Consider the following 25804-nt stretch of genomic DNA (forward strand, 5'->3'; position numbering starts at 1 on the left):
TCGGAACGACGGCGCGCGCCGACCGGACGTCGTGGGGTGACACGGCCCGGCAGGATCGCCGGGTGGTGACGGCCCTCCGGTGCGACCGGGGAATCCCGGTCCGGCCGCACCGGACGACCGTTCTGCTCGTGCGTCACCGGGCCACGCCGGCCCGGCCGCACGTCCTCCGGCTCCGACCTCGTCCCGGCCGCGGGGCGCAACCGCGGCCGGTCCCTCGCCGGTCGGTGCCGGAGTCGGCTCAGGCGGCGACCGTGGCCAGGGCCGGCTCCACCTCGGTCCACGAGGAGCCGAGCTCCGCCGACCGGGTCACCGCGTCCAGCACCAGCTGGACCTGCAACCCGTCGACGAAGGAGGGCGCCGGGTCGACGCCGGTGGCGACCGCCTCGACGAAGTCCCGCATCTGGTGGGTGAAGGAGTGCTCGTAGCCGATGAGGTGGCCGGGCGGCCACCACGCGGACATGTACGGGTGCTCCCCCTCGGTCACCAGGATGCGGCTGAAACCCTGCTCGGCGGCGGGTCGCGTCGCGTCGTAGAACTCCAGCTCGTTGAGGCGCTCCAGGTCGAAGGCCACCGTGCCCAGCGAGCCGTTGATCTCCACCCGGAGGGCGTTCTTGCGTCCGGTGGCGAAGCGGCTCGCCTCGTACGTCGCCAGCACGCCGCCGTCGAGCCGGGCCACGAAGACCGCCGCGTCGTCGACGGTGACCGCCCCGGTGGCCGGGCGGTGGCCGTCGGCACCATTGCCGTCGGCCGTCGCCCCGTCCACCGTCGCCGCCAGCCCGCTCGACCCGGCCGGCAGCGGCCGCTCCTTGACGAACGTCTCGGTGACCGCGCTGACCCCGGTGATCCGGCGGCCGGTGACGTACTGGGTCAGGTCGATGATGTGCGCGCCGATGTCGCCGAGCGCGCCGGAGCCGGCCTTGTCCCGCTGCAACCGCCACACCAGGGGGAACTGCGGGTCCACGATCCAGTCCTGCAGGTACGTCGCCCGGACGTGCCGGATCACCCCGAGCCGCCCGTCGGCGACGAGCTGGCGCATCATCGCGACCGCCGGCACCCGCCGGTAGTTGAACCCGCACATCGACCGCACCCCGGCGGCCTGCGCGGTGACCGCCGCGGCGGCCATCGCGCGGGCCTCGGAGACCGTGTTGGCCAACGGCTTCTCGCACAGCACGTGCTTGCCGGCGGCCAGCGCGGCGAGGGCGATCTCGGCGTGGCTGTCCCCGGGCGTGCAGACGTCGACCACGTCGATGTCGTCCCGGGCGATCAGGTCGCGCCAGTCGGTCGTGTACGCGTCCCAGCCGAGCCGGTCGGCGGCGTCGGCCACCTTCCCGGCGTCCCGGCCGCAGATCAGCGACATCCGGGCCCGCGCCGGCAGGTCGAACACCCGGTTCACGGTGCGCCACGCCTGCGAGTGCGCGGCGCCCATGAACGCGTAGCCGACCATGCCGACCCGCAGTTCTCTGTCTGTCGTGGACAAGGTGGGTCTCCCCCCGTGTATCAGAACCCGAGCTTGAGGTAGCTGCCCGCGTTCTCCTTGGTGATCGTCTCGGAGGCGAGGATGATCTCCTTGGGCACCTGGAGTTCCACCAGGTCGGACATGCCCTTGCCCTGGCCGATCAGCCGGGCCAGGGAGATGGCCGAGGAGGCCATCGAGGGGCTGTAGGTCACCGTCGCCTTCAGCACCGTGTTGTCCGCCTGGATGTCCTCCATCGCCTTCTTCGAGCCGGCGCCGCCGACCATGAAGAACTCCTTGCGGCCGCTCTGGTTGACCGCGGCCAGCACGCCGATGCCCTGGTCGTCGTCGTGGTTCCAGAGCGCGTCGATCTTCGGCAGGGCCTGGAGCAGCTGCGCCGCCTCCTGCTGCCCCGAGTCGGCCGTGAACCGGGCCGCCCGGCGGTTGGCGACCTTGAAGCCGCCCGCCGTCAGGGTGTCGACGAAGCCCTTCGACCGCTCCTGGGTCAGCTCCAGCTCGTCCATGCCCGCGATCTCGCCGATCACCGGGTTGGTGACGCCCTTGGCCTTGAACTGCTCGATCATGTAGGTGGCGGCGGCCACGCCCATGCCGTAGTTGTCGCCCTTGATCTGGAGCCGGTAGGCCCGCGCGTCGGGGAAGGCCCGGTCCAGGTTGACCACCGGGACGCCGGCCTTCATCGCCTCCAGCCCGAACGCGTTGAGCTCCTTGCCGTCGTGCGGCAGCAGCACGATCACGTCCGGCTTCTGCGAGATCAGCGTGGACAGCGCCGCCCGCTGGGCCGCCGCGTCCGCGCCGGCCTCGACCGACTTGAACTCCACGTCGGAGTACGCCCCGGCCTGCGCCTTGGCGTTGTTGGTGATGGCGGCGATCCAGCCGTGGTCGGCGGCCGGCGCGGAGAAGCCGATGACGACCCGCTTGCCGGGCTCGTTGTTGCCGCCCGGCGCGGCCGCCGCCTTGGTCTGCGCCTCGGTCGGCTTGGTCTCGTTGCTGGTGCAGCCGGCGAGCAGCACGCCGGCGCCGACGGCGGCCCCGCCGAAGAGCAGCCGGCGACGCGACATGTCGCGACTGTGCTGGGTCATGACGACCTCCTGGGTTGACGGTGGTGGAGGAAATCTCGCGGTGCGGGACGGAAGAGCGCGTGCGGTGCCCGGCCACCCTCGCTCAGGTGGCCCGGATGCCGCGCGGTCGGTGCGGTGCGGGTCAGGTGGTGGTGAGCCGGTTGCGGCTCAGGAACTGGGTGAGGCTGCGGAACTGGACCTGCTGGACCAGGACGGCTGCGACGATGATGCCGCCCTTGACCATGTTCTGGGCCTCGGTGGAGAGGCCGTTGATGGCGAAGAGGTTGGTGATGGTGGCGAAGATGACCACCCCGAGCAGGGAACCGATGATGGTGCCCCGCCCGCCGCTGAGCAGCGTGCCGCCGATGATCGCGGCGGCGATCGCGTCCAGCTCGTAGAGGTTCGCCATCGCCGCCTGCGCCGAGTTGGCCTGGGCGGTGAGCATGATGGCGGCGATCCCGCAGCAGAGCCCGGAGAGCGCGTAGAGCAGCACGGTGTGCCGCCGGACGTTGATGCCGGCGAGCCGGGCGGCCTCCGGGTTGCCGCCGACGGCGACCGTACGCCGGCCGAAGGTGGTGCGGTTGAGCAGCACCCAGCCGGCGGCCACCACGGCGGCGAGGATGTAGACCAGCAGCGGGATGCCCAGCAGGCTGTTGCTGGCGAGGCCGTTGATGAAGCCGTTGTCCGACACCTGGGTCTGCTTGTCGGAGATCTCGGCGGCCAGGCCCCGCGCCGCCACCAGCATGGCGAGGGTCGCGATGAACGGCACCAGCCGGCCGTACGAGATGAGCAGCCCGTTGACCAGGCCGACCGCCAGCCCGACGGTGAGCGCGCTGAAGATCATGCCGCCGGCGCCGTAGCTCTGGGTGGCCACCGTGGTGCACCAGACGCCGGCCAGCGCGACGATCGCGCCGACGGAGAGGTCGATGCCGCCGCCGATGATCACGAAGGTCATGCCGACGGTGACCACGCCGACCACGGCCGCCAGCTTGAGGATGCTCAGGACGTTGTCCCACACCCAGTCGGGGTTGGAGTAGAGGTCGGAGCGGGTGAGGGCGCCGATCACGACGAGCACGGCCAGCACCCCGATCAGGCCGAGGTTGCGGCGGGCGCCCTCGCCGCCGTCCCCCCGCCACCAGGAGATCCGGCCCGGTGCCGCCACCTTGTCGACGGCCGCCCCGGTCTGCGCCGGGTCCACCGGCGGCGACTGCGCCGGCAGCTGCGCCGCCCGCTCCGGCGCCACGGTGGGATTAGGACCCTCGGTCATGCCGGAGCGCCTTCCATCAGGGACCCCGCCATGACGAGGTCGAGCACGGTGTTCTCGTCGAGTTCGCGGGCCGGGGCCTCGTGGACGACCCGCCCCTCCCGCATCACCAGCACCCGGTCGGCCAGGCCGAGCACCTCGGGGACCTCGCTGGAGACCAGCAGCACCCCGACGCCGCGCGCGGCCAGCCCCCGGATCACCTGGTAGAGCTCCGCCCGGGCGCCGACGTCGACGCCCCGGGTCGGCTCGTCGAGCAGCAGCAGCCGGGTGTTGCCGAGCAGCCAGCGGCCGACCACCACCTTCTGCTGGTTGCCGCCGGAGAGGGTGCGCACCGGCCGGCGTACGTCGCGGGGGCGCAGCTCCAGGCTCTCGGCGATCCGGTCCGCCTCGGCCCGTTCCCGTCCGGCGTCGGTGAACCCGGCGCGGGCGTAGCGGGCGAAGGTCGCCAGGGTCACGTTGCGGTAGATCGGCTCGCCCAGCAGCAGCGCCTGGCTCTTGCGCTCCTCGGGGGCCATCCCCATGCCGGCCCGCACCGCCGCGCCGACGCTGCCGGGGCGCAGCGCCCGGCCGGCCATCCGCACCGAGCCGGCGTCGGCACGGCGCGCGCCGTAGATGGTCTCCAGCAGCTCGGAACGTCCCGAGCCGACCAGCCCGGCGATGCCGACGATCTCGCCGGCCCGGACGTCGAGCGAGACGTCGGCGAACTCGCCGGCCCGGGTCAGCCCCTCGACCGTGAGCAGCTCCGCGCCGCCCGCCGCGCCGGCCGGGCGGTCCGGGAAGACGTACTCGATGGTGCGGCCGGTCATCCGGCTGACCAGGTCACGGGTCGGGGTGTCGCGGGCCGACAGGTTCGCCGCGGTGGTCCGGCCGTCCTTGAGTACGGTGACCCGGTCGCCGATCTCGCGGATCTCCTCCAGCCGGTGCGAGATGTAGATGACGGCGATGCCCTGCGCGGTCAGCTCCCGGATGATCCGGAACAGGTTGCCCACCTCGTCGTGGGCCAGCACGGCGCTCGGCTCGTCCATGATGATCAGCCGTGCCTCGTGGGAGAGCGCGCGGGCCATGCTGACGATCTGCTTGCCGGCGGCGGGCAGCGCGCGCACCATCCGTCCGGGCGGGATCTCGGCGTGGCCGAGCCGGCCGAGGATCTGCCGGGTGTGCCGGGCCATGGCGCCCCGCCGGACGAAGCCGAACCGGCGCGGTTCGTGGCCGAGGAAGGCGTTCTCGGCGACCGAGAGGTCCTCGACCAGGTCGAGTTCCTGGTAGATGGTGGCGATGCCGGCGCGCATGGCGGCCTGCGGGTTGGCGAAGGTGGTCGGCTCGCCCCGCCACTCGACGAGCCCCGAGTCGGGCCGGTGCACCCCGGCGAGCACCTTGATCAGGGTGGACTTGCCGGCGCCGTTCTGCCCGAGCAGGCAGTGCACCTCGCCGGCGCGCACCTCCAGCTGCACCCCGTCCAGGGCCCGTACGCCCGGGAAGGTCTTGACCACGTCGGTGAGGCGCAGCACCACCTCGCCCGCGACGGCGTCGGCGGGTGTCCCGACCAGTTGCTCACTCATGATGCCTCCGCGAAGGCGACGTCACTGGCGAGCACGGCCGCGCCGGCGACGCCGGCGCGCGGGCCCAGCTCGGACAGGACGACGGGAAGGTTGCCGGTGGCCAGCGGCAGCGACCGGCGGTAGACGACGCTGCGGATCTCGGCGAGGAGGATGTGCCCGAGCTGGGCGAGCCCGCCGCCGATCACGATCATCGACGGATTGGTGAAGCTGACCAGCCCGGCCAGGACCCCACCCACCCGCCGACCCCCGTCGCGGATCAGCTGGATGCACGTCACGTCCCCCTCGACGGCACCCCCGGCGACGTCCAGCGCGGTCACCGCGCCGCGTGCGGCGAGGCGTTCGGCCAGCGCGGGCGACACCCCGCTGCGCGCGGCGGCGGTCGCGTCCTTGGCCAGCGCGGCCCCGCTGAACAGGGCCTCCAGGCAGCCGATGTTGCCGCAGGAGCACATCGGGCCCTGCGCGTCGACCTGGATGTGGCCGATGTCCCCGGCGCAGCCGTCGGTGCCCCGGTAGACCTCGCCGCTGAGGTAGATCCCGCACCCTATTCCGGTGCCGATCTTCACGAAGAGGAAGTCGTCCACAGAGTGGGCGACCCCGCCGTGCCGCTCCCCGATGGCCATGATGTTGACGTCGTTGTCGACCACGGCCGGGCAGCCGTGCTCGCGGGTGAGCAGTTCGCGCACCGGGAACCGGTCCCACCCCGGCATGATCGGCGGGGAGACCGGCACGCCGTCGCGGAAGCTGACCGGGCCGGGCACCCCGATGCCGACGGCGTCGAGCCGCTCGTAGGCGCCGTCCACCCGGGCCTTGTGCAGCAGCTCGTTGACCCGCTGGAGGATCACCTTCGGGCCGGTGCGGATGTCGGCCGCCTCGGCGTACGCGGCGACCGGCTCCAGCCGGCCGTTGACCACCTCGACGTCGATGGAGCTGGCGCCGAGGTCGACGGCGGCGAAGCGCAGGCGCGGGCTCAGCTCGACCAGGGTGGAACGGCGACCGCCCCGGGAGGCCGCCAGCCCCGCCTCGGCGACGTAGCCGAGGGCGACGAGCCGTTCCAGCTCAGCCAGCAGCCGGGGACGGGGCATCTGCAACCGGTCGCCCAGCTCGGCCCGGGACACCGCCCCCTCGTCACGGAGCAGCCGCAGCAGCCGTACGTGCAGGGGGTCGACCGTCCGCACCGGACTCACCTCTTCGCGGGCTCGTTCACATCGACGTGATGCCGAGGTGTCGTGCCGACACAGTAGGAGTGTTCCGTGTCACGTGTCCAGAGCTTCGGCCGATTTGACGCGAACTTTTGTCCGATCGAGCAAAAGCATCGGGAGGATCAGGAAAAGCGCAGGGCTCCGGAGCTGGCCGAAGAGCGCCGTCGCCCCGCCACCGGGGGACGGTGGCGGGGCGGCGGTGGGTGCGGACGGGCGACGCGGTCAGCTGCGATTGGCGGCGTTGCGCTTCTTCTTGAGCTTGCGGTCGTCGCGCAGCTCGACGTACGGCTCCTCGTCCGGGGAGTGACCCGCCTCGATGGCGCGACTGCGCTCCAGCTCGGCGTCGAACTCCGCGCCGAGGAGGATCGCGATGTTGCTCAGCCACAGCCAGATCAGGAAGACGATCACACCGGCGAGCGCCCCGTACGTCTTGTTGTACGAGCCGAAGTTGCTGACGTAGAGGGCGAACAGGCCCGAGATCACCAACCAGATGACCACCGCCAGTACGCCTCCGGGGCTGACCCAGCGGAAGCCGCCGTGCCGCGCGTTCGGCGAGGCCCAGTAGAGGATCGCGAACATCAGGCTCACCAGGAGCAGCAGCACCGGCCACTTGGCGATGTTCCAGGCGGTCACCGCCGTGGAGCCCAACCCGATCGCCTCCCCGACCTGCTCGGCGAGGCCACCGGTGAAGACCACGATCACCGCGCTGGCCAGCAGCATCACGCCGATCACCGCGGTCACCCCGACGCGGATCGGCAGCGTCTTCCAGATCGGCCGCCCCTCCGGCACGTCGTAGATGGTGTTGGAGGCGCGCATGAACGCGGCGACGTAACCCGACGCCGACCAGAACGCGGCGAGCAGACCGAGGATCGCGGCGAAGCCGGCGAAGCCGCCGCTCTGCTGCGCCTGGTCGATCGCCCCCTCGACGATCTGCCGGATGCTGTCCTGCGGGACGACGTCGTTGACCGTGTCCTTGACGCCCTGCGTGGCGCGTGGGCCGAGCAGGCCGAGGATCGAGACCAGCACCAGCAGGCCGGGGAAGATGGAGAGCACCCCGTAGTACGTCAGGGCCGCCGCCCAGTCGGTCAGGCTGTCGTCCTGGAACTCCCGCACCGTGCGGCGCAGCGCGGCCTTCCAACCGGCGCCCGGCAGCTCGGTCGGGCTGTCGGGACCCTCGTCGGGCCCGACCGGGCCGCGACCCGGGCGGTGCCGCTCGGCACGAACAGGGTCGGATCCCCGGTCCGCGCGGCCCGTCCGGCGGTCGCCCACCCGGCCGGCCGCCGCCCCGGAATCGTCGCGGTCGCGTCCGCTGCGGGTGGAGGACTCGTCGGAGGCCATCGCCCCTCCTCGTGGTCGGTGTCAGTCCCCTCGACATGCCCAGGCAGCGGCCACCGTTAACCCCTAGCCGTAGAGCAACCTGCCCATCCGGCGCGAGGCGACCAGCAGCCCCAGGGCCATCGCCCCCAGCAGGTAGAGCACGTCGAGCACCCACTCCCAGCCGGCCGCGCCCACCGAGACGCCGCGAATGAGGTGCACCGCGCGGTAGAGCGGCGTCACCTCCACCGCCCAGCGCAGCGCGGCCGGGTAGGCCTCGGCGGGGACGAACGTGCCGGAGAAGAGGAAGAGGGTGAACTGGGCCGCCGACATCAGGTCGAAGTCGTGCCAGCTGCGCATGAAGGTGGTGATCGCCATGCCCAGCGCGCCGAAGGCGAAGCCGACCAGCACGGCCGCCGGGAAGGCGACCAGCGCCCGCGTCACGGTGGTCAGCTCCATCACCACCATCACCACCAGGAAGGCGGCCGAGTATGCGCTGCCGCGCAGCATCGCCCAGAGCAGCTCCCCCAGCGCGATCTCGAACGGCTGCACGGGGGTGGCGATCACCCCGTCGTACAGCTTCATCTGCTTCATCTTGCCGAAGAAGTTGAAGGTCGTCTCCGACAGCGCGCCGGACATGGCCGACGACGCGAGCATGGCCGGGGCGACGAACGCCGCGTAGGTGACGACCTCGCCGCCGGGCAGCGTGAGGTCGCCGACCAGCGCGCCGACCCCGACACCGATGGAGAGCAGGTAGAGCAGCGGCTCCACGAACCCGGAGACGAGCAGCAGCCAGTAGACGGTCTTCAGGGCCGCGACGTTGCGCTCGGCCACGGAGACCGAACGGCGGGACGCGGCGGAGACGGCGACCAGCCGGGGCAGGACGAGACCGACCACTGCGACCCTCCTAGACGACCAGCCTGCGACGGAACGCGTGCCGGGCCAGCAGCCAGCCGCCGACCGCCCAGGCCGCGAGGTAGAGCAGGTGGCCGGCGACCGACCACTGCGGAGCGACGCCGAGCGCCGCCGCCCGGCACAGGTCCACGCCGTGCCAGAGCGGGGTCGCGTACGCCAGCCAGCGCAGCGCCAGGGGCAGCGACTCGACGGGGAAGAACACGCCGGCGAAGAGCGTCATCGGGATCACCGCGAAGCGGAGCAGCATCGCGAGCCAACTGTCGACGGAGACCACCGACGCGTACGCGAAGGTCGGCGCGGCGACCGCCAGCCCGAGCAGCGCCGTCACTGGCAGCGCGGCGAGTGCCCACGGGGACCGCAGCGCCCCGAACAGGGCCGTCACCAGCAGGAACGCCGCGACGGTGGTGACCACCCGGAACACCACGAAGGCCAGGTGCCCGCCGAGGATGTCGCCCACCCGCAGCGGCGCCGCGCTCTGCGCGAAGTAGGTCCTCACCCACTGGAAGTTGCCGAACACGGGCCACGTCGACTCGCTGACGGTCGTCTGCAACGCGGTCGACGCGATCAGGCCGGGCACGATCCAGTCGAGGTAGCTCACCCCGTCGATGCCCTGGTCGATGTAGGAGCCGACGCCGACGCCGAAGCCGAGGACGGTCAGTACCGGCAGCAGGAACGACGAGAAGAGCCCCGCCCGCCAGGTGCGCCGGTAGGCGACGAGATGGTGGGCCAGCACCGCGAGCGCCGGCACCCGCGGCAACCTCGGGCGCGCGCGTTCCCGCGCCGACTGCGCCACGCTCACGCGACCACCCCCGTCTCGCTCCGCGTCCACCACGGCCTTCCTACCTGGCGGGTACGACAGGCCGGCGACTCCGTCGCCCCGTCAGCGCTGCCGGGCCGCGCGCAGCAGCGCCTGCACCGCGTAGGCGAGCAGCAGCAGCCCGGTGCCGGTGCCGACGACGAGCCCCGCCGGCACCGCCGAGACGAGCGCGGTGACCAGCCCGGCCACGGCGACGGCGCACACCGCCACCCCGAGCGGCCACAGCAGCGGGTCGCGCAGCACCGGGACGAGGGGGAAGAAGTGCAGCCCCACGGCGGCGCCGACCAGCACCGGGATGAACTCCGACCAGCCGACGAGGGCGAGCACGACGGCGCCGAGCCCGGCGGCGGCGAACTCGGCCAGGACGATCAGGAGGTAGCGGCGGTCGGCGGCACGGTCGTGGGCGACGCCCCCGGCCCCCCGGCTGCGGGCCACGACGACGGCGCCGATCACCGCCGTGACCAGGGCCGCGCCGCTCGCGACCACCAGCAGGGCGCGCAGCGGCTGCTCGGCGGCCGGCACGCTGAACCAGATCGTCGCGAAGACGCCCAGATAGAGCGCGGCCAGCCCGGCCTGGCGGCGGGACTGGAACTCCAACCTCGACATGACACCCCCGTGTGCGTCGCCGGGCGGTCGACGTGCCGCCGGCCCGCCGATGCTACGTAACGGCCGGCGCCACCGCACCCAGCCGGTCGCGCCGGACGACCAGCACCGGATCGCGAGTGACCGACGACGAGCGACCGGACCGCGGTCAGTCGACCAGGGTGCGGCCGGTGAGGTGGAGGAAGACGTCCTCCAGGCTGCTGCGCCGGACCAGCACCTTGGCCGGGTGCAGCCCCCGCTCGCCGACCTCGGCGACGGCCGCGTCGCCGTCGGGCACGTAGAGCAGGATCCGGTCGGGCAGCACCTCGACCCGCTCCCCCAGCCCGTCGAGCTTGCCGGCGAACGCCTCCTGGGACTCGGCGGCGAACCGCAGCTCGACGACCTCCCGGGTGGAGTGCTGGTCGATCAGCGCCCGGGGCGAGCCCTCGGCGACGATCCGCCCGCCGTCCATCACCACCAGGCGGTCGCAGAGCTGCTCCGCCTCGTCCATGTAGTGCGTGGTGAGGACCAATGTGACGCCCTGCTGCTTGAGCCGGAACAGCCGCTCCCACACCAGGTGCCGGGCCTGCGGGTCCAGGCCGGTCGTCGGCTCGTCGAGCAGGACGATCTCGGGCTCGTTGACCAGCGCGCGGGCGATGGTCAGCCGCCGCTTCATGCCGCCGGAGAGCGGCTCCACCTTGCTGTCGGCCCGCTCGGTGAGCTGGACGAAGTCGAGCAGCTCGGCGGCCCGCGCCCGGGCCACCCGGCGGGAGATGCCGAAGTAGCGCGCGTAGGTGGTGAGGTTCTCCTGGACGGTCAGCTCGGGATCCAGGTTGTCGAGCTGCGGGCAGACGCCGAGGCGGGCCCGGATCGCCGGCCCGTCGCGCACCGGGTCCATGCCGAGGATGCGCAGCTCGCCGCCGCTGGGCGGGGAGGTGCAGCCGATCATCCGCATGGTGGAGGACTTGCCGGCGCCATTGGGCCCGAGGAAGCCGAACGCCTCGCCGGCCCGCACCTCGACGTCGATGCCGTCGACGGCGGTGAAGTCGCCGAACCGCTTCACCAGCGCTCGCGCCTGGATGAGTGGTGGAGCCGTGGTCATCGCCCGACCCTAACCTCCGGCTCCGACAGCTCCCACCGGACCGGTTCCAGCCACCCCACCGGATCCGGACGGGTCCGTCGCCGGAGTGATAGGGGCCGGGCGGTAGGGGTACAGGCGCCCTGGTCAGGGCCCATCCGGCAACGGAGAGCGACGAAAACTACCCTGCGTCATGGCCCCGTACGGTGCCGGCGGCGCGGTGACGGCCACGCGAGGGTGGGCCGGAAACGTGCTGCTACCGGACCAGAGTGGACGCATCGGATACGGCTTGCTTCCGGCTTGCCGCATTCTTACCAATCAGGGCGTGCATCCTGCCGCATATCCGGACCCAATTACAGTCTCTCTGCGTAATCATGAGTCCCAATTAATTACTGGCTGCAATCATGATCAGCAATGTTCCGCCCGGTATCTAATTCGCGTATCGTGCCCCCTCGTGCCACCAGTGCGTTCCTCCGGCGAACCCGCCCCGCAGCCGTCCACCGTGGGCCCCGAGTCCACCCCGGATGGCGGTCCGGTTCCGTTGCCGCCCGAGACGGACAATCGGTCCGATCCAGACGGTGCCGCGCCCGATCCACGGGAACTCGCCGCGCAGTTCGAGGACGAAAAGCCCGGGCGGGAACTCTCCGGGCCGATCGGCGTGCTGGTCACCGGAACGACGTTGGCGGTCGCGCTGCTCGCCCTCTGGCAGGTGTTCTACCCGCTGCCACAGGGGAGCAAGTTCTACCTGGTCATCTTCCTGGCCGGCATCCTGCCGATGGTCTTCATGGCGTACCCGGCGGATCTGCGCCTGCCCCGGCGGCTGCGCCGCACGGACGCGACCGGGCCGGGCGACGCGGTCCCGGCGGAGCGCCCCAAGCGCCGGGGCCCCACCCTGCCGGACTGGATCCTGGCCGGCGCGGCGCTGGTCAGCTGCCTCTACCCGGTGCTGCCCGTCGGCCTGGGCGACGGCGGCGGCGGGTACGACGCCTTCCTCGACCGGCAGGGCCTGCTCGCCGGCATGGACGTGGCGATGGGCACCGTCCTGCTGCTCCTGCTGCTGGAGGCGTGCCGGCGCACCACCGGCTGGATCCTGCCGGCCGTCTGCGTGGTCTTCCTCGGCTACGGCTACTACGGCGGGCTGCTGCCCCAGTCCTGGCCGGTGGCCCACGCCGGCCTCGACTTCGGGCAGATCGTCGACGGCCTCTACAACTCCGACAGCGGCTTCTACGGCACCCCGCTCGACGTCGCGGCGACGTACATCGTGCTGTTCACCATCTACGGTGCGGTGCTGGACCTCTCCGGGGCCGGCCGGTTCTTCGTGGAACTCTCCGCCGCCGCCTTCCGGCGCTCGCGCACGGCCGCCGGGCGCACCGCCGTCGCCTCCGGGTTCCTGCTCGGCACCGTCTCCGGCTCCGGCGCGGCGACGACCGTCAGCATCGGCGCGGTCACCTGGCCCGTGCTGCGCCGCGCCGGCTACCCGCCGGAGCGGGCGGGCGGCATGCTCGCCGCGGCCGGCGTCGGGGCGATCCTCTCCCCGCCCACCCTCGGCGCGGCGGCCTTCATCATCGCCGAGTACCTCGGCGTGTCGTACCTCCAGGTACTCGGCTGGGCGACCGTCCCGACGGTGCTCTACTACCTCGGCATCCTCCTCGCGGTCGAGATCGACGCCCGGCGCTCGGGCGTACGGCCGGTGGTGATCGACACGGCCTCCGCCGGCCGGCTGCTGGCCCGGTTCGGCTACCACTTCCTCTCGCTCTTCGCGATCGTCGGGCTGCTGGCCGTCGGCTTCTCCGCGACGAAGGCCGTGGTGCTGGCCACCATCCTGGCCGCCGTGCTGTCCTTCCTCGACCGTCGGCACCGGCTCACCCCGGCCCGCCTGCTCGCCGCGCTCAGCGCCGGGGTGCGCGGGGTCCTCGCGGTGAGCGCGGTCTGCGCCGCCGCGGGCATCATCACCGCCACCACCACCAAGACCGGCCTCGGCCCCCAGGCGGCGGCGCTGCTGGTCAGCGGGGCCCAGGCCGTCAGCTCCGAACCGGCCGTGGTGCTGGCACTCACCGCGCTGCTCGCCGCCGTCGCCCTCACCCTGCTCGGGCTGGCCGTGCCGGTCACCGCGTCGTTCGTGATCGGCTGGGTGATCATCGGCCCGGCCCTGCTGGACCTGGGCGTCACCGCGCCCGCCGCGGCGATGTTCGTCTTCTACTTCGCGGTGCTGTCCGAGGCGTCCCCGCCGACCGCGCTCGCCGCGGTCGCCGCCGCCGCGGTGACCGGCGGCCGGCTGGTGCCGACCATGTGGCAGACCCTGCGGTACGCCCTGCCGGCCTACCTCATCCCGCTCGCCTTCGTGGTCACCCCGACCGGCCTCGGGCTGCTCGGCATCGGGGGCCCGCAGCGGATAGCCGTCGCCGCGACGGTCGCCGCCCTCAGCGTCGCCGTGCTCGCGGTCGCGGCGGGCGGCTGGCTGCCCGGCGTCGGCCCGGCCGGAGCGCCGGAGCGGATCGTCGGCGCGCTCGCCGGGCTCACGCTGCTCTGGCTCGAACCCGTGCCCGTCGCGATCGGCGCCGCCCTGGCTGCCGTCATGGTGGCGGGCGTGCTCGTCAGACGCGGATCCGTCGGCCGGACCGGCGGGCCGTCAGCAGTACCAACGGTGAACCATGGGGAGGAAAAACAGTGAGACGGATCAACGTGCGGCTCGCCGCGGGGGTTGGCGCGCTGGCCCTCGTCGCCGCGGGCACCGCCGGCTGCGGAGGCCGTCAGGACGGCGCGACCAAGGACGACGCCGCCAGTGAGATCACCTGCAAGGTCACCGACAGCACCCGCGTCGGCATCGCCACCGGCAACGCCACCGGGGTCTACTACGTGGTCGGCAACGCCCTGGCCGGTCAGCTCTCCGGGGCGACCGAGGGCAAGCTGACCGGCACCGCCGCCGAGACCGGCGCCTCGGTGCAGAACATCGAACAGCTCGTCGGCGGGCAGTACGACGTCGCCTTCTCGCTGTTCGACACGGCGGTCAACGCGGTGCAGGGCAAGGGCAGCTTCACGGGCCCGCAGCCCGTCGAGGCGCTCGCCCGGATCTACGACAACTACACGCAGGTCGTCGTCCGGGCCGACTCGGGGATCAACTCGGTCGCCGACATGAAGGGCAAGAAGATCTCCACCGGCTCCCCCAAGTCCGGCACCGAGGTCATCGCCAACCGGCTGCTGGAGGCCGCCGGCCTCGACCCGGCCAAGGACGTCCAGGCGCAGCGGCTCGACCTGACCAAGACCGTCGAGGGCGTCAAGGACGGCAGCATCGACGGCATGTTCTGGTCGGGCGGGGTGCCCACGGGCGGCCTGACCGACCTGTTCACCACCGCCGGCGACAAGGTGAAGTTCATCGACATCACCCCGCTGCTGCCCAAGATGACCGAGCTCAACCCGGCGTACCAGGCCGGGACCATCCGCGCGGACGTCTACAAGACCCCCGCGGACACCCCGACCATCGTGGTGCCGAACGTGCTGCTGGTCCGCAAGGACCTCAACGCGAACGTGGCCTGCGCGATCACCCGGACGGTGTTCGACAAGAAGGACGCCCTGGCCCAGGCGAACCCGGCCGCCAAGGGCATCAGCCTGGACAACGCCCGCAAGACCGACCCCGTACCGCTGCACCGCGGCGCGGACAAGGCGTTGCAGGACCTCGGCGCACGCTGATCCCCGGCGCCGGGTCCGGGCCTCGCGCCCGGGCCCGGCGCCCCCGACCCTGACCCCGGAGGGCCCGAGTGTCGCTCCCCACCCCCGGTCGCGTACGCCGGCACCACCGGCCCGCCGACCACACCGACCGGCTGTGGTCGGTACGCACCCAGCTGCTCGCGCCCATCCTGGTGGCCACGGTCGGCCTCGTGGTGCTGGGGGCGGCCCAGACCGCCACCGCCCTGGACGCCTCCGACGACGCGGACCGCGCCCGGGTGCTGGCCGGCACCGCGACCGCCACCGTGCGCCTCGTGCACGAGCTGGAACGGGAACTCGGCGAGACGGCGGCCCTGCGCCAGCGGGGCGGCAGCAGCGGACGGCCCCTCGTCGACGCGCAGCGACGGCGGGTCGACGCGTCCGTCGAGCGCTACCGCGGCGCCAGCCGGGACGCCCGCCGCGCCGCCCCCGACCTGCACCAGGTGCTCGACGGCGCCGACGCGCAGCTCGGCCAGCTCGAACCGGCCCGCGGGTCCGCGCTGGGCGGCATCACCGCCGACCCGGCCTACCTCTCGCTGGTCGAGTCGCTGCTCGCCGTCGCCGACGCGCTGCCGGCCCAGCTCCGAGACCGGGAGCTGGCCAACGGGGCCCGGGAGGTGGCGGTCGTGGCCGCCCAGGAACACCTCGCCGCCCTCGAACGTGACCTGCTCCGCGCCGTCTTCGTGCGGGGCGCGCTGGTCAACGGGGAACTGGTCCGCCTCGGCCAGTTGCGGGGCGCGCAGGAACAGCGTCAGGCCGAGTTCTCCCGGATCGCGGGCCGGCCGGCGGCGGACGCGTACACCCGGCTGGTGGCCGGGACCGACGTCTCCACCGCCCGCCGGATGCGCGACAGCGCGCTCAACGTGGAGTCCGAGCCCACCGGGCTGAAGACCGACGGCGACGCCTGGTACGTGGCCCAGAGCGGGGCCATCCGGCGGTACAACCTGCTCGGCCGGGAACTCTCCGAGGATCTCGACCGCAAGGCCGCCGGGCTGGCCCGCGACGCCCAGCGGCGGGCCCTGGTCACCGGTGGCGCGACCACCGCCGTCGCGCTGGCGTCGTTGACCGCCGCCGTGCTGCTCGCCGTCCGCACCAGCCGTCGCCTGCGCCGGCTGCGGATCGCGGCGCTCACCATGGCACACCGCGAACTGCCGGAGCGGATCACCGCCATCGCCTCCGGTGACGGCGCGCCGACCGACGGCGCGGCCACCCGGCTGACCGCCGGCATCGGGCAGGGCCGGGACGAGATCGCCCAGGTCGCCCAGGCCTTCGACACGGTGAACCGGGCCGCCCTGCGCCTGGCCGGTGAACAGGCCGAGGTGCGGATGGACGTGACCCGGATGGCCGAGGCCCTGGCCCGGCGCATCCGTACCCTGATCACCCGGCAGCTGCGGCTGCTCGACGAGTTCGAACGCGAGGAGACCGACCCGGACGCGCTGGCCCGGCTCTTCGCGCTGGACCACCTCGCCGCCCGCATGCGGCGCAACGGGGAGAACCTGCTGGTCCTCGCCGGCGGGGAGCCCGGCCGTACGCACGACGGCGCCCACCTGCTCGCCGACGTGGTCCGGGCGGCCGCCTCCGAGATCGAGGACTACCCGCGGGTGGAGGTGGACGTGCCGACCGCCGCGGTGCACGGGGTCGCCGTGGGCAACCTGGTCCACCTCCTCGCCGAGCTGCTGGAGAACGCCACCGTCTACTCCCCGCCGAACTCCCCGGTGCACGTCGACGGCCGGCGCACGATCGACGGCCTCACGCTGCGCGTACACGACCAGGGCATCGGCATCAGCGACAGCCGCCTCGCCTCGATCAACGAGCGGCTGCTCGCCCCCGCCATGCTCTCCAGCGCCTCCGCCGGCAGCATGGGGCTGCACGTGGTGGCCCACCTGGCGACCCGGCACGGGGTGCGGGTGCAGCTGTACAACAGCGGCGCGGGCACCGTCGCGCAGGTGGAGATCCCGGAGTCGGCGCTGACCCGCCTCGAGGACGTCGCCCCGCGCTCCGCCCCGGAGGTACGCGCCCCCGCGCAGGCCGCCCCGCAGGTGCGCGCGCCGGCGCCACCCGTCCGGACGGTGCCCGCGCAGGCGCCGCCGCCCGTGCGTACGCACGCGCCGGTCGTTCCCGCCCAGACGGCCTGGTTCCGGCCCCGTACCGGGACCGGTGGTCCCGCCACCCTGCCCGACCTGACCAGCGTCCACCACGCGCCGACGATCACGCTCCCGGTGCTCGGCGCGCGCCCGACCGGGCCGGGTGGCGGCGCCGCGATGCCGCCGTCCCGTCCCGCGTCGGCACCGCCCGCGCCGCCTCCGCTCACCGGGGCCGGCCTGCCCCGCCGCACCCGGGGCGGGCAACTACCGGCCACGCTGCACGAGGCCCCGCCGGCGCGTCCGGCGGGCGACCTGCTCGACCCCGAGGTCGTACGGACCCGGCTGTCCTCGCTCGCCGAGGGAGTGGCCGCTGCGATGCGACGTACCCAGACGACACCCCCCAGGAGAATTTCATGACACCATCCGTGAGCGCCGGCCTGGACTGGCTCCTGGCCAACTTCGCCGAACAGGTGCCGGACGTGTCGCACGCCCTCGCGGTCTCCGGCGACGGGCTGCGGCTGGCGGCCTCGCCCCACCTGGAGACCGACCAGGTGGACCAGCTCTCCGCCGTGATCAGCGGCCTGGCCAGCCTGACCGTCGGTGCCGCCCGGCTGATGTCGGCCGGCCGCGTACGCCAGCAGATCGTCGACATGGACGGCGGGGTGATGCTGGTGATGGCGGTCGGCGAGCGCGCGCTCGTCGGGGTGCTCGCCGCGCCCGGCTGCGACCTCGGCCAGATCGGCTACGAGACCGCCATGCTGGTCCAGCGGGTGGCGGAGGCCCTGGAGCCGGCGGTCCGGGCGTGATCGGACGGTCCTCCCGGTTGCTGGCGGCTCTGCTGGCGACCGTGCTCGCCGCCGGTTGCGGCACGGCCGAGACCGGGCCGCAACCCTGGCACGGTGGCCGGATCTTCCTCGCCACCGGCAACACCACCGGCGTCTACTACCAGCTCGGCGGCGGCTACGCGGACGTGATCAGCCGGCACCTGCCCGGCTACGAGGCACGGGCCGAGCCGACCGGCGCGTCGGTGGAGAACATCAACCGGCTGGCCAGCGGCGACATGGAGATCGCCTTCAGCCTCGCCGACACCGCGGCCGACGCCGCCGCGGGGCGCGGGGCCTTCGAGGGCCAGCCGCAGCCGGTGCGGGCGTTGGCCCGGGTCTACAGCAACTACACCCACGTCATCGTCCGCGCCGACGCGAAGGTCACCAAGCTGTCGGGCCTGCGCGGGAAGCGGGTCTCCACCGGCTCGCCCAAGTCCGGCACGGACATCATCGCCGGGCGTCTGCTGACCGCCGCCGGCCTCGACCCGGACCGGGACGTCGTCCGGGCCACGCTCTCCCTGCCGGAGACCGTGAAGCGGATGCGGGCCGGCACGCTCGACGCGATGTTCTTCTCGGGCGGCCTGCCCACGCCAGGCATCGCGGACCTGCTGGCCAGCGCGCCCGGCACATACGCGCTGCTGCCGATCGTCGACCTGATGGAGCCGCTCACCGCGCGCCACGGCTCGGTCTACACCACGGCGGAGCTGCCGAAGGAGGCCTACAAGACGAAAAGCGGCACGCCGACGGTCACGGTGGCGAACGTCATCCTGGTCAGCGCCGACATGCCCGACCAACTGGCGTACGACCTGACCCGACTGCTCTTCGCCTACCAGGCCGACCTGGTCAAGGTGCACCCCGAGGCCGGCAACTTCACCCAGCAGAGCGCCTCGGGCACCGACCCGATCCCGCTGCATCCCGGGGCCGCGCGGTTCTACCAGCGCGGGTGACCCGCGCCGGTCAGACGTCCGCCGGGGCGGTGGCGGCGCGGGCCTCCGCCACGAGGCGGTCGGTCTCGGCGAGCACCTCGGGGTCGTCGGCCGGGGTGCCGGGGTCGAGACGGACCGTCCACGTGAGGCCGTCCACCCCCGGCACCCGGCGCGCCGCGACCCGGCCGGCGCCGCCGGGCACCGGGCGGTGCTGCGTGTACGCCACCGACCGGGTCACCCGCTCCCGCACCTGGTGCGGCAGCTCCCCGGGGTCGAGCAGCAGGTGGCTCTCGGCCGGGCCGTCGGCCACCACCAGGTAACCGTCGCGCTCGGCGGACGACTCGGCCGGGGCCACCGTGAGTTGCCGGCCGGACCAGACCGCCTTGAGGATGTCGTGCCAGCCCAGCCTCTCCGCCCGGCCGGGCAGCCAGAGGCCGAGGTTGCTGGCCACGACGACCCCGTCGCCCTGGCCGTCGCCGACGGCCGCCCAGGCGAGCACCCGCTCCTCGGCGGCGAGCGGCGGCCGCTGGGCCGCGGGCAGCTTCGGCTTGCGGCGGAACAGTCCCATCTACAGCCCTCCCGCGGCCTGCTCGCGCAACGCCCGGGCGTGCTGTTCCAGCGACAGCAGCTCCCCGAAGGCGGCGAAGTACTCGTCCTTGTTGTTGACCGGGTTGATCCGCTGGATCCGGGACTTGAGGTCCCTGATCCGGCTGGTCACCGAGCCGAACTGCAACCGGGCCATGGTGACCGAGACGTAGCGCGGGTCGGGCTCACCGTCGATGCGCAGCGGCTCCACCGCCAGTTCACCGACGAGCGCCCGGGCGGCCAGGTCCTCGCAGGCGTCGCGGACCGACTCGATCCAGACCGCGCCGCCGGTGGCCGTGGCGACCCCGCCGACCGCCGCGACGGCCGCCCGCACCGCCACGTGCACGGGGTGCCGGTACTCCGACGCCTCGACCGCGTCGAACATCGGCCCGGCCAGCACCGGCTCCTGGAGGGCGAGCTTCAGCGCCTCCCGCTCGACCATCGACTGCGGGTTGTCGACGATCGGCTCCGCCGGGGCGGGCCGGGGCGCGGGCGGGGCGTCCCGGCCGGGTGCGGCCGAGGCGGCGGCGAGCACGGCCCGCTGCACCGGCTCGATCTCCATGCCGAGGTCGCCGGCGAGCTTGCGCACGTACTCCGGACGCTTCTCCCGGTCCTTGAGCTTGGCGACCAGCGGCGCGGCCCGGCGCATCGCCTCGACCCGGCCGTCGACGGTGTCGAGGTCGAAGCGGTTGATCACGTGTCGCAGCGCGAAGTCGACAAGCGGCTCGCGGCGGGCGACCAGGTCGCGGACGGCCAGGTCGCCCTTGGCCAGGCGCAGGTCGCAGGGATCCATGTTGTCGGGGCTGACCGCGATGAACGTACGCCCGACGAAGCGCTGGTCGTCCTCGAAGGCACGCAGGGCCGCCTTCTGGCCGGCGGCGTCCCCGTCGAAGGTGAAGATGATCTCGCCGGCCACGTCGTCGGTGTCCATCAGCAGCCGGCGCAGCACCCCGATGTGGTCCCCGCCGAACGCCGTGCCGCAGGTCGCCACGGCCGTCGGGACCCCGGCCAGGTGGCAGGACATCACGTCGGTGTAGCCCTCGACCACCACCACCTTGCCCTGCTTGGCGATCTCCCGCTTGGCCTGGTCGATCCCGTAGAGGACGTGCGACTTCTTGTAGATCGGCGTCTCGGGGGTGTTCAGGTACTTCGGGCCGTCGTCGTCGTCGAAGAGCTTGCGGGCGCCGAAGCCGATCACGTCGCCGGTCAGGTCGCGGATCGGCCACATCAGCCGGCGGCGGAACCGGTCGATCAGCGTGCCGGAACGCGACGGACGGGACAGCCCGGCGGTGACCAGCTCGTCGTGGCCGAAGCCCTGCTGGCGCAGGTGCTTGGTGAGCAGGTCCCAGGCGTCGGGTGCGAAGCCGCAGCCGTAGCGCTCGGCGGCGGCCCGGTCGAAGCCGCGCCGGGCCAGGAACTCCCGGGCCGGACGCGCGCCGGCGGTGGTGAGCTGGCCGCGGTAGAACTCCACGGCGGCGGCGTGCGCGGCGACGAGGCGCTGCCGATGCCCCTGCTGGGGGCGCGGGCGCGGCGCGGCGGAGTCGTTCTCGACGTAGCGCAGCTGGAGGCCGGCGCGGTCGGCGAGCCGCTCGACCGACTCGACGAAGCTGAGGTGCTCGGCGTCCATCAGGAACTTGATCGCGTCGCCGCCGGCGCCGCAGCCGAAGCAGTACCAGACGTTGCGGGCGGGCGAGACGTTGAACGACGGGCTCTTCTCGTCGTGGAACGGGCACAGCCCCTTGAGGTTGCCGCTGCCGGCCGATCTCAGGGTCACCGTCTCGGAGATGACGTCGGCGATCGAGCTGCGTTCCCGGACCAGCGCGATGTCCTCGTCCCGGATCCGCCCAGCCATGTCCGCCACCCCCTCGGCGTACATCCTGCCCTGCCGCGCCGACGCCGCGCCGCCGGGGGACGCCGCGTGTGGCGACCATCGCCGTCACCTCGGCGCTCGCGCCCGCGACGGCCGGGCCACGGCCATTCGGTGCGGCGCCGCGCCGGCTCAGCGCGGGCGCCGCAGGTAGCGCCGCACCGGCGGCGGGTCCTCCTCTTCGTACGACCGGGCGGCCCGGACGGCCGCAGCCAGGCCGGAGCGGCGGACCCGCGGCGGCGGGTTGACCGCCGGGTCCCGGGACATGTCCCGGACCAGCGCGACGGCCAGGCCGAGCATCACCACGACGAAGGGCAGGGCGACGAGGATGGTCGCCTGTTGCAGCGCGTCCAGCCCGCCCACCAGCAGCAGTACGGCGGCGACCGCGCCGATCAGCACGCCCCAGACCACCACCAGCGCGCGGTGCGGGCGCAGCGCGCCCCGGGAGGTCAGCGAGCCGAGCACCAGCGCGGCGGAGTCGGCGCCGGTGACGAAGAAGAGCCCGACCAGCACCATCGCCAGGACGGTGGTCAGGCCCGCCAGGGGCAGCGCCTCCAGCAGGCCGAACAGGGCCCGTTCGGTGCCGGCACTCACGTCGGCGACCAGGTCGCGGGTGCCGGTCGACTGCACCCGCAGGGCGCTGCCGCCCAGCACCGCGAACCAGATCACGCTGGCCCCGCTGGGCACCAGCAGCACCCCGGCGACGAACTGCCGGACGGTACGCCCCCGGGAGATCCGCGCGATGAAGATGCCGACGAACGGGGCCCAGGAGATCCACCACGCCCAGTAGAAGATCGTCCAGCTGCCCAGCCACGCCGGATCCGAGAAGGCGCCCGTGCGGGTCGACATGGTGAGCAGGTTGCTCAGGTAGTCGCCGACGGAGGCGGGCAGCACCTCCAGCGTGTAGATCGTCGGGCCGGCCACGAACACGAACACCATCAGCGCGACGGCGAGCACCACGTTGGTGGTCGACAGCCACTTGATGCCCCGGTGCAGCCCGGAGAAGGCGGAGACGACGAACGCCAGGGTGAGGGCGCCGATCACCACCAGCTCGACCGCGGTGGTGTCCGGGACTGCGGTGACCAGGTCCAGCCCGGCGGCGACCTGGAGTGCGCCGAGGCCGAGGCTGGTCGCCGAGCCGAAGACGGTGGCGAAGACGGCCAGCAGGTCGATCGCGCGGCCGACCGGCCCCTCGGTCTGCGCGCCGAGCAGCGGCTGGAAGGCGGCCGAGATGCGGTTCGGCCGCCCCTTGCGGAACGTCGAGTACGCCAGCGCAAGCGCCACCACCGCGTAGATCGCCCACGGGTGCAGCGTCCAGTGGAAGAGCGTGTACTGCATCGCCGCCGCACCGGCGGCCCCGGTGTTCGGCGCGACGCCGCTGGCCGGGGGCGGGGCGCCGTAGTGCTCGATCGGCTCGGCGACGGCGTAGAAGACCAGGCCGATCCCCATGCCGGTGCTGAACATCATGGCCACCCAGGCCAGCGTGCTGAACTCCGGTTCGTCGTCGTCGGCGCCGAGCCGGATCCGGCCGAACTTCGTCGCCGCGATGATCACCGAGAGCACCAGGAAGGCGTCGGCGGCCACCACGAAGAACCAGCCGAAGGTCTCGATGACCCAGGCCAGTCCGGACTCGCCGAAGCCGGCCAGGGAGCCCCGGGCCAGCACGCCCCACGCCACCACGGCCAGTACGCCGCCGACGCTGAGCGCCAGCACCGTCCGGTCGATCCGGCCCACGGCCTGGTCCCGTACCTGCCCGCTCATGGCCACCCCCTACCCATCCTGCTGGGCAGGAGGGCGGCGCACGGCGATATCGCGCGAACCTGCCCGGCCGGACCGCGCGGACGGGTCGGCGGCCGGTCAGGCGCGGCAGGCGCCGGTCAGGCCGGGACGGCGGCGGCCTCCTCGGCCTCCACCTGCCGCTTCCAGTCGGGCTTGCTGGCCCGCCAGCCCTCGTCGTCCATGCCCCGGCGCCAGTAGCCGGAGATGGAGAGCCGCCCGCGGGGAACGGCGCGCTCGACGCGGAGCAGGCGGCGCAGCTCCTTGACGAAGGTGGCCTCGCCGTGCACGAAGGCCTGCACGTCACCGGGCGGGAACTCCAGGGCGCGGACGGCCGCGACCAGGGCCTCCCCGACCGGGCGGTCGCCCCGGTGCAGCCAGGTCAGGCGCACCGCGCCCGGGCTGGTCAGCGGCTGCTCCTCGGTCGGGTCGGCGACCTCGACGAAGACGGTGGCCGGGGCGCCGGCGGGCAGCCGCTCCAGGGCGGCGGCGATGGCCGGCAGCGCGCTCTCGTCGCCCACCAGCAGGTGCCAGTCGGCGTCGGGGCTGGGGGCGTACTCCCCGCCGGGGCCGACGAAGGGCACCGGGTCGCCGGGGCGCAGCGCAGCCGCCCACGGCCCACCCAGCCCCACGTCACCGTGGTGCACGATGTCGACGGTCAGCTCGCCCGCCGACGCGTCCCAGGCCCGCACCGTGTACGCGCGCAGCCGGGGCCACTGCTCCCGGGGCAGGTCGCGGCGGAGCGCGTTGAGATCCGCCGGGATCGGGTGCCGCGTCCCCGGCGCCGGGAAGACGATCTTGATGTAGTGGTCGGTGAACTCGCCCACCGGCAGGCCAGCCAGCTCCTCACCCCCGAGCACCAGCCGGACGACGTGGGGGGTGGGCCGCTCGGTGCGCAGGACCCGGGCGGTGGTGACCTTGATGGGGCGCTCCGTCATGCCGGTTAGGCTAGCCTAAGTTTGCTTGCCTGCCCATCCCGGATCCGCCGTCGGCGGATGCCCGCGCCCACCGCGCACCACCCGCGCGTGCCAGGCGACAGCCGCCGGGTCGGTCAGCGAGGCCACCTGGTCGACCACCACCCGGAGCCGGGCCGCGTCGTCCGGCGCGGCCGACCAGAGCGGGGCGAAGACGGGATCCAGCCCGTCCGGCGCCCGGTCGGCCAGGGCGTGCACCAACTCCGCCAGCACCTCCCGCTGCCGCCGGTAGCGGTCCGCCGCGCCGGGGCGACGCATCACGTACCGCAGGGCGATGCCCTTGAGCAGCGCGCACTGCGCCCGGATCCGCCGGGGTACCACCAGGTCGGCGGCGTAGCGGCGGTGCGGCCGGGGACCGTACCGCTCCTGCGTGGCCGCCACCACCGTCGAGACGAAGCGGCCCGTCAGCACGCTGGTGGTGGCCTTCAGCGCCGCCTGCGCGTGGTGGCTGCCGTCGTACCCGGCCAGCGGGGCGAGCACCGGGTCGTCGAGCAGTTCCAGCAGCACGTCGCCGAGGTCGGCCGGGGACTCGCCGGAGTAGGTGGCGGCGACGTCGGCGCAGAGCGCGGCGCGCTCCTCGGGGTCGCGCAGCAGCGTACGCAGCGCCACGTACCCGCCGTGGATGCCGTCCTCGACGTCGTGCACCGAGTACGCGACGTCGTCGGCCCAGTCCATCACCTGCGCCTCCAGGCAGCGCCGGTCGTCGCCCGGGCCGCCCGTGCGCAGCCAGGCGAAGAGCGGGAGGTCGTCGTCGTACACCCCGAACTTGCGCTGCTCCCGGCGGCGGGGCCACGGGTACTTGCTGACCGCGTCGAGCGAGGCCCGGGTCAGGTTGAGGCCGGCGGACCGCCCGTCCGGGGCGACCACCTTGGCCTCCAGGCGGGTCAGCACCCGCAGCGTCTGCGCGTTGCCCTCGAAGCCGCCGCACCCGGCCGCGAGGTTGTCCAGCGCGTCCTCGCCGTTGTGCCCGAACGGCGGGTGACCGAGATCGTGGGCGAGCCCCGCGGTGTCGACCACGTCCGGGTCGCAGCCCAGCCGGGCCCCCATCTCGCGGGCGATCTGCGCGACCTCCAACGAGTGGGTCAGCCGGGTACGCAGGAAGTCGTCGGTGCCGGCCGTGTGCACCTGGGTCTTCGCGGCCAGCCGCCGGAACGCCGCCGAGTGCAGCACCCGGGCGCGGTCCCGCTCGTACGCCGACCGCCCGTGACCGGTGTCCTTCGGCGGCTCGTCGACCCAGCGGGCGACGTCCGGATCGTCCGGCCCGGGAGGCTCAGTCCTCACGCTGCCGCAGCACGCAGAACTCGTTGCCCTCCGGATCGGCCAGCACGGTCCACCCGCCGTCGCCCTGCCCCACGTCGACGTGCCGGGCGCCCATGTCGACCAGCCGCTCGACCTCGGCCTCCTGGTCGTCGGGACGAAGGTCGATGTGCAGCCGGTTCTTGGTCGTCTTGTCGTCGGTCACCGGCACGAAGACGATGCCCGGCAGCCGGTCGGCGGACCGGCGGATCTCCACCTCGTCCGGCTGCTCGGTGACCACCTGGTAGCCCAGCGCCTCGGCCCACCAGCGGGCGAGCCGGGCGGGGTCCCGGGCGTCGACGGTCAGGCTCTCCCAGGCGCTGCTCATGCCGATCAGGTTACGCCCGCGCGCCGCGAACGGCGCGCCGCCGGCGCGCGCCCGACGGCTACGCAACCTCCGAACAGGCGAGAGTTGTCGACCGATCGCCGACGGTTACGGGATCGCGGTCCGGCATGGCCGCCGGTAGCGTTCCCAGCGCGGAACGTGACCAGACTGAGGGCCCGACGGTG

General features: G+C 73.5%; 21 protein-coding genes. 5 read left to right on the forward strand and 16 right to left on the reverse strand.

Going from position 1 to position 25804, the window contains the following annotated elements; translation table 11 throughout:
• Positions 1–238: 238 nt before the first annotated feature.
• From ACPXCB_RS16880 to ACPXCB_RS16925, 10 genes are all read right to left on the reverse strand, one after another.
• Entirely contained in the window at positions 239–1444 is a 1206-nt protein-coding gene (locus ACPXCB_RS16880; RefSeq protein ID WP_393165336.1) for a Gfo/Idh/MocA family protein, read from the reverse strand.
• Between the two features lie 53 nt (positions 1445–1497).
• Entirely contained in the window at positions 1498–2553 is a 1056-nt protein-coding gene (locus tag ACPXCB_RS16885; RefSeq protein WP_425876444.1) for a substrate-binding domain-containing protein, read from the reverse strand.
• 121 nt (positions 2554–2674) lie between these two features.
• Complete coding sequence (locus tag ACPXCB_RS16890) at positions 2675–3799, reverse strand: ABC transporter permease (RefSeq protein ID WP_425876446.1); 1125 nt, start codon at positions 3797–3799, stop codon at positions 2675–2677.
• Positions 3796–5355 (reverse strand): sugar ABC transporter ATP-binding protein, encoded by a 1560-nt coding sequence (locus tag ACPXCB_RS16895; RefSeq protein ID WP_425876448.1) that lies wholly within the window; start codon positions 5353–5355, stop codon positions 3796–3798. The genes ACPXCB_RS16890 and ACPXCB_RS16895 overlap by 4 nt, the downstream gene beginning before the upstream one ends.
• Complete coding sequence (locus tag ACPXCB_RS16900) at positions 5352–6530, reverse strand: ROK family protein (RefSeq protein WP_151456164.1); 1179 nt, start codon at positions 6528–6530, stop codon at positions 5352–5354. The genes ACPXCB_RS16895 and ACPXCB_RS16900 overlap by 4 nt, the downstream gene beginning before the upstream one ends.
• 246 nt (positions 6531–6776) lie before the next feature.
• Complete coding sequence (locus ACPXCB_RS16905) at positions 6777–7892, reverse strand: YihY/virulence factor BrkB family protein (RefSeq protein WP_425876450.1); 1116 nt, start codon at positions 7890–7892, stop codon at positions 6777–6779.
• Between the two features lie 63 nt (positions 7893–7955).
• Positions 7956–8765: an ABC transporter permease gene (locus ACPXCB_RS16910; RefSeq protein ID WP_425876452.1), complete on the reverse strand. Its 810-nt coding sequence runs from the start codon at positions 8763–8765 to the stop codon at positions 7956–7958.
• A gap of 10 nt (positions 8766–8775) precedes the next feature.
• Positions 8776–9576, reverse strand: a complete 801-nt coding sequence (locus tag ACPXCB_RS16915; RefSeq protein ID WP_425876491.1) for an ABC transporter permease — start codon at positions 9574–9576, stop codon at positions 8776–8778.
• Positions 9577–9663: 87 nt separating this feature from the next.
• Positions 9664–10206 carry a hypothetical protein gene (locus ACPXCB_RS16920; protein WP_425876454.1) on the reverse strand — a complete coding sequence of 181 codons (543 nt, stop codon included), beginning with the start codon at positions 10204–10206 and terminating at the stop codon, positions 9664–9666.
• A 145-nt stretch (positions 10207–10351) separates the two neighbouring features.
• Positions 10352–11284, reverse strand: coding sequence for an ABC transporter ATP-binding protein (locus tag ACPXCB_RS16925; protein WP_425876456.1), 933 nt, complete (start codon positions 11282–11284; stop codon positions 10352–10354).
• A 430-nt stretch (positions 11285–11714) separates the two neighbouring features.
• Here ACPXCB_RS16925 and ACPXCB_RS16930 point away from each other — a divergent pair, with 430 nt between their 5' ends.
• The 5 genes from ACPXCB_RS16930 to ACPXCB_RS16950 all read left to right on the forward strand — a co-directional run bounded on the left by ACPXCB_RS16930 (position 11715) and on the right by ACPXCB_RS16950 (position 18817).
• Positions 11715–13931: a TRAP transporter permease gene (locus ACPXCB_RS16930; protein ID WP_425876458.1), complete on the forward strand. Its 2217-nt coding sequence runs from the start codon at positions 11715–11717 to the stop codon at positions 13929–13931.
• Positions 13928–14947: a TAXI family TRAP transporter solute-binding subunit gene (locus ACPXCB_RS16935; RefSeq protein WP_425876460.1), complete on the forward strand. Its 1020-nt coding sequence runs from the start codon at positions 13928–13930 to the stop codon at positions 14945–14947. The genes ACPXCB_RS16930 and ACPXCB_RS16935 overlap by 4 nt, the downstream gene beginning before the upstream one ends.
• Positions 14948–15015: 68 nt before the next feature.
• Positions 15016–17463 carry a sensor histidine kinase gene (locus ACPXCB_RS16940; RefSeq protein WP_425876462.1) on the forward strand — a complete coding sequence of 816 codons (2448 nt, stop codon included), beginning with the start codon at positions 15016–15018 and terminating at the stop codon, positions 17461–17463.
• Positions 17460–17852: a roadblock/LC7 domain-containing protein gene (locus ACPXCB_RS16945; protein ID WP_425876464.1), complete on the forward strand. Its 393-nt coding sequence runs from the start codon at positions 17460–17462 to the stop codon at positions 17850–17852. The genes ACPXCB_RS16940 and ACPXCB_RS16945 overlap by 4 nt, the downstream gene beginning before the upstream one ends.
• Positions 17849–18817 carry a TAXI family TRAP transporter solute-binding subunit gene (locus ACPXCB_RS16950; protein WP_425876466.1) on the forward strand — a complete coding sequence of 323 codons (969 nt, stop codon included), beginning with the start codon at positions 17849–17851 and terminating at the stop codon, positions 18815–18817. Before ACPXCB_RS16945 ends, ACPXCB_RS16950 begins: the two co-directional genes overlap by 4 nt.
• A gap of 10 nt (positions 18818–18827) precedes the next feature.
• On the opposite strand, the gene ACPXCB_RS16955 is transcribed toward ACPXCB_RS16950, so the two are convergent.
• The 6 genes from ACPXCB_RS16955 to ACPXCB_RS16980 all read right to left on the reverse strand — a co-directional run bounded on the left by ACPXCB_RS16955 (position 18828) and on the right by ACPXCB_RS16980 (position 25622).
• Entirely contained in the window at positions 18828–19364 is a 537-nt protein-coding gene (locus ACPXCB_RS16955) for a hypothetical protein (protein ID WP_425876468.1), read from the reverse strand.
• Positions 19365–21257: a DNA primase gene (gene dnaG, locus ACPXCB_RS16960; protein ID WP_425876470.1), complete on the reverse strand. Its 1893-nt coding sequence runs from the start codon at positions 21255–21257 to the stop codon at positions 19365–19367. It abuts the gene before it with no gap.
• Positions 21258–21380: 123 nt separating this feature from the next.
• Positions 21381–23009 carry a BCCT family transporter gene (locus tag ACPXCB_RS16965; protein WP_425876472.1) on the reverse strand — a complete coding sequence of 543 codons (1629 nt, stop codon included), beginning with the start codon at positions 23007–23009 and terminating at the stop codon, positions 21381–21383.
• Positions 23010–23125: 116 nt separating this feature from the next.
• A complete protein-coding gene (locus ACPXCB_RS16970; RefSeq protein ID WP_425876474.1) occupies positions 23126–23962 on the reverse strand; it encodes a siderophore-interacting protein in 837 nt (278 codons plus the stop codon).
• 15 nt (positions 23963–23977) lie between these two features.
• Positions 23978–25279, reverse strand: coding sequence for a deoxyguanosinetriphosphate triphosphohydrolase (locus ACPXCB_RS16975; protein WP_425876476.1), 1302 nt, complete (start codon positions 25277–25279; stop codon positions 23978–23980).
• A complete protein-coding gene (locus ACPXCB_RS16980) occupies positions 25269–25622 on the reverse strand; it encodes a VOC family protein (protein ID WP_327029308.1) in 354 nt (117 codons plus the stop codon). The genes ACPXCB_RS16975 and ACPXCB_RS16980 overlap by 11 nt, the downstream gene beginning before the upstream one ends.
• Between the last annotated feature and the right edge of the window lie 182 nt (positions 25623–25804).

The sequence above is a fragment of the Micromonospora sp. DT62 genome (assembly GCF_049847285.1).
In the GTDB taxonomy this organism is placed as follows: domain Bacteria; phylum Actinomycetota; class Actinomycetes; order Mycobacteriales; family Micromonosporaceae; genus Micromonospora; species Micromonospora reichwaldensis.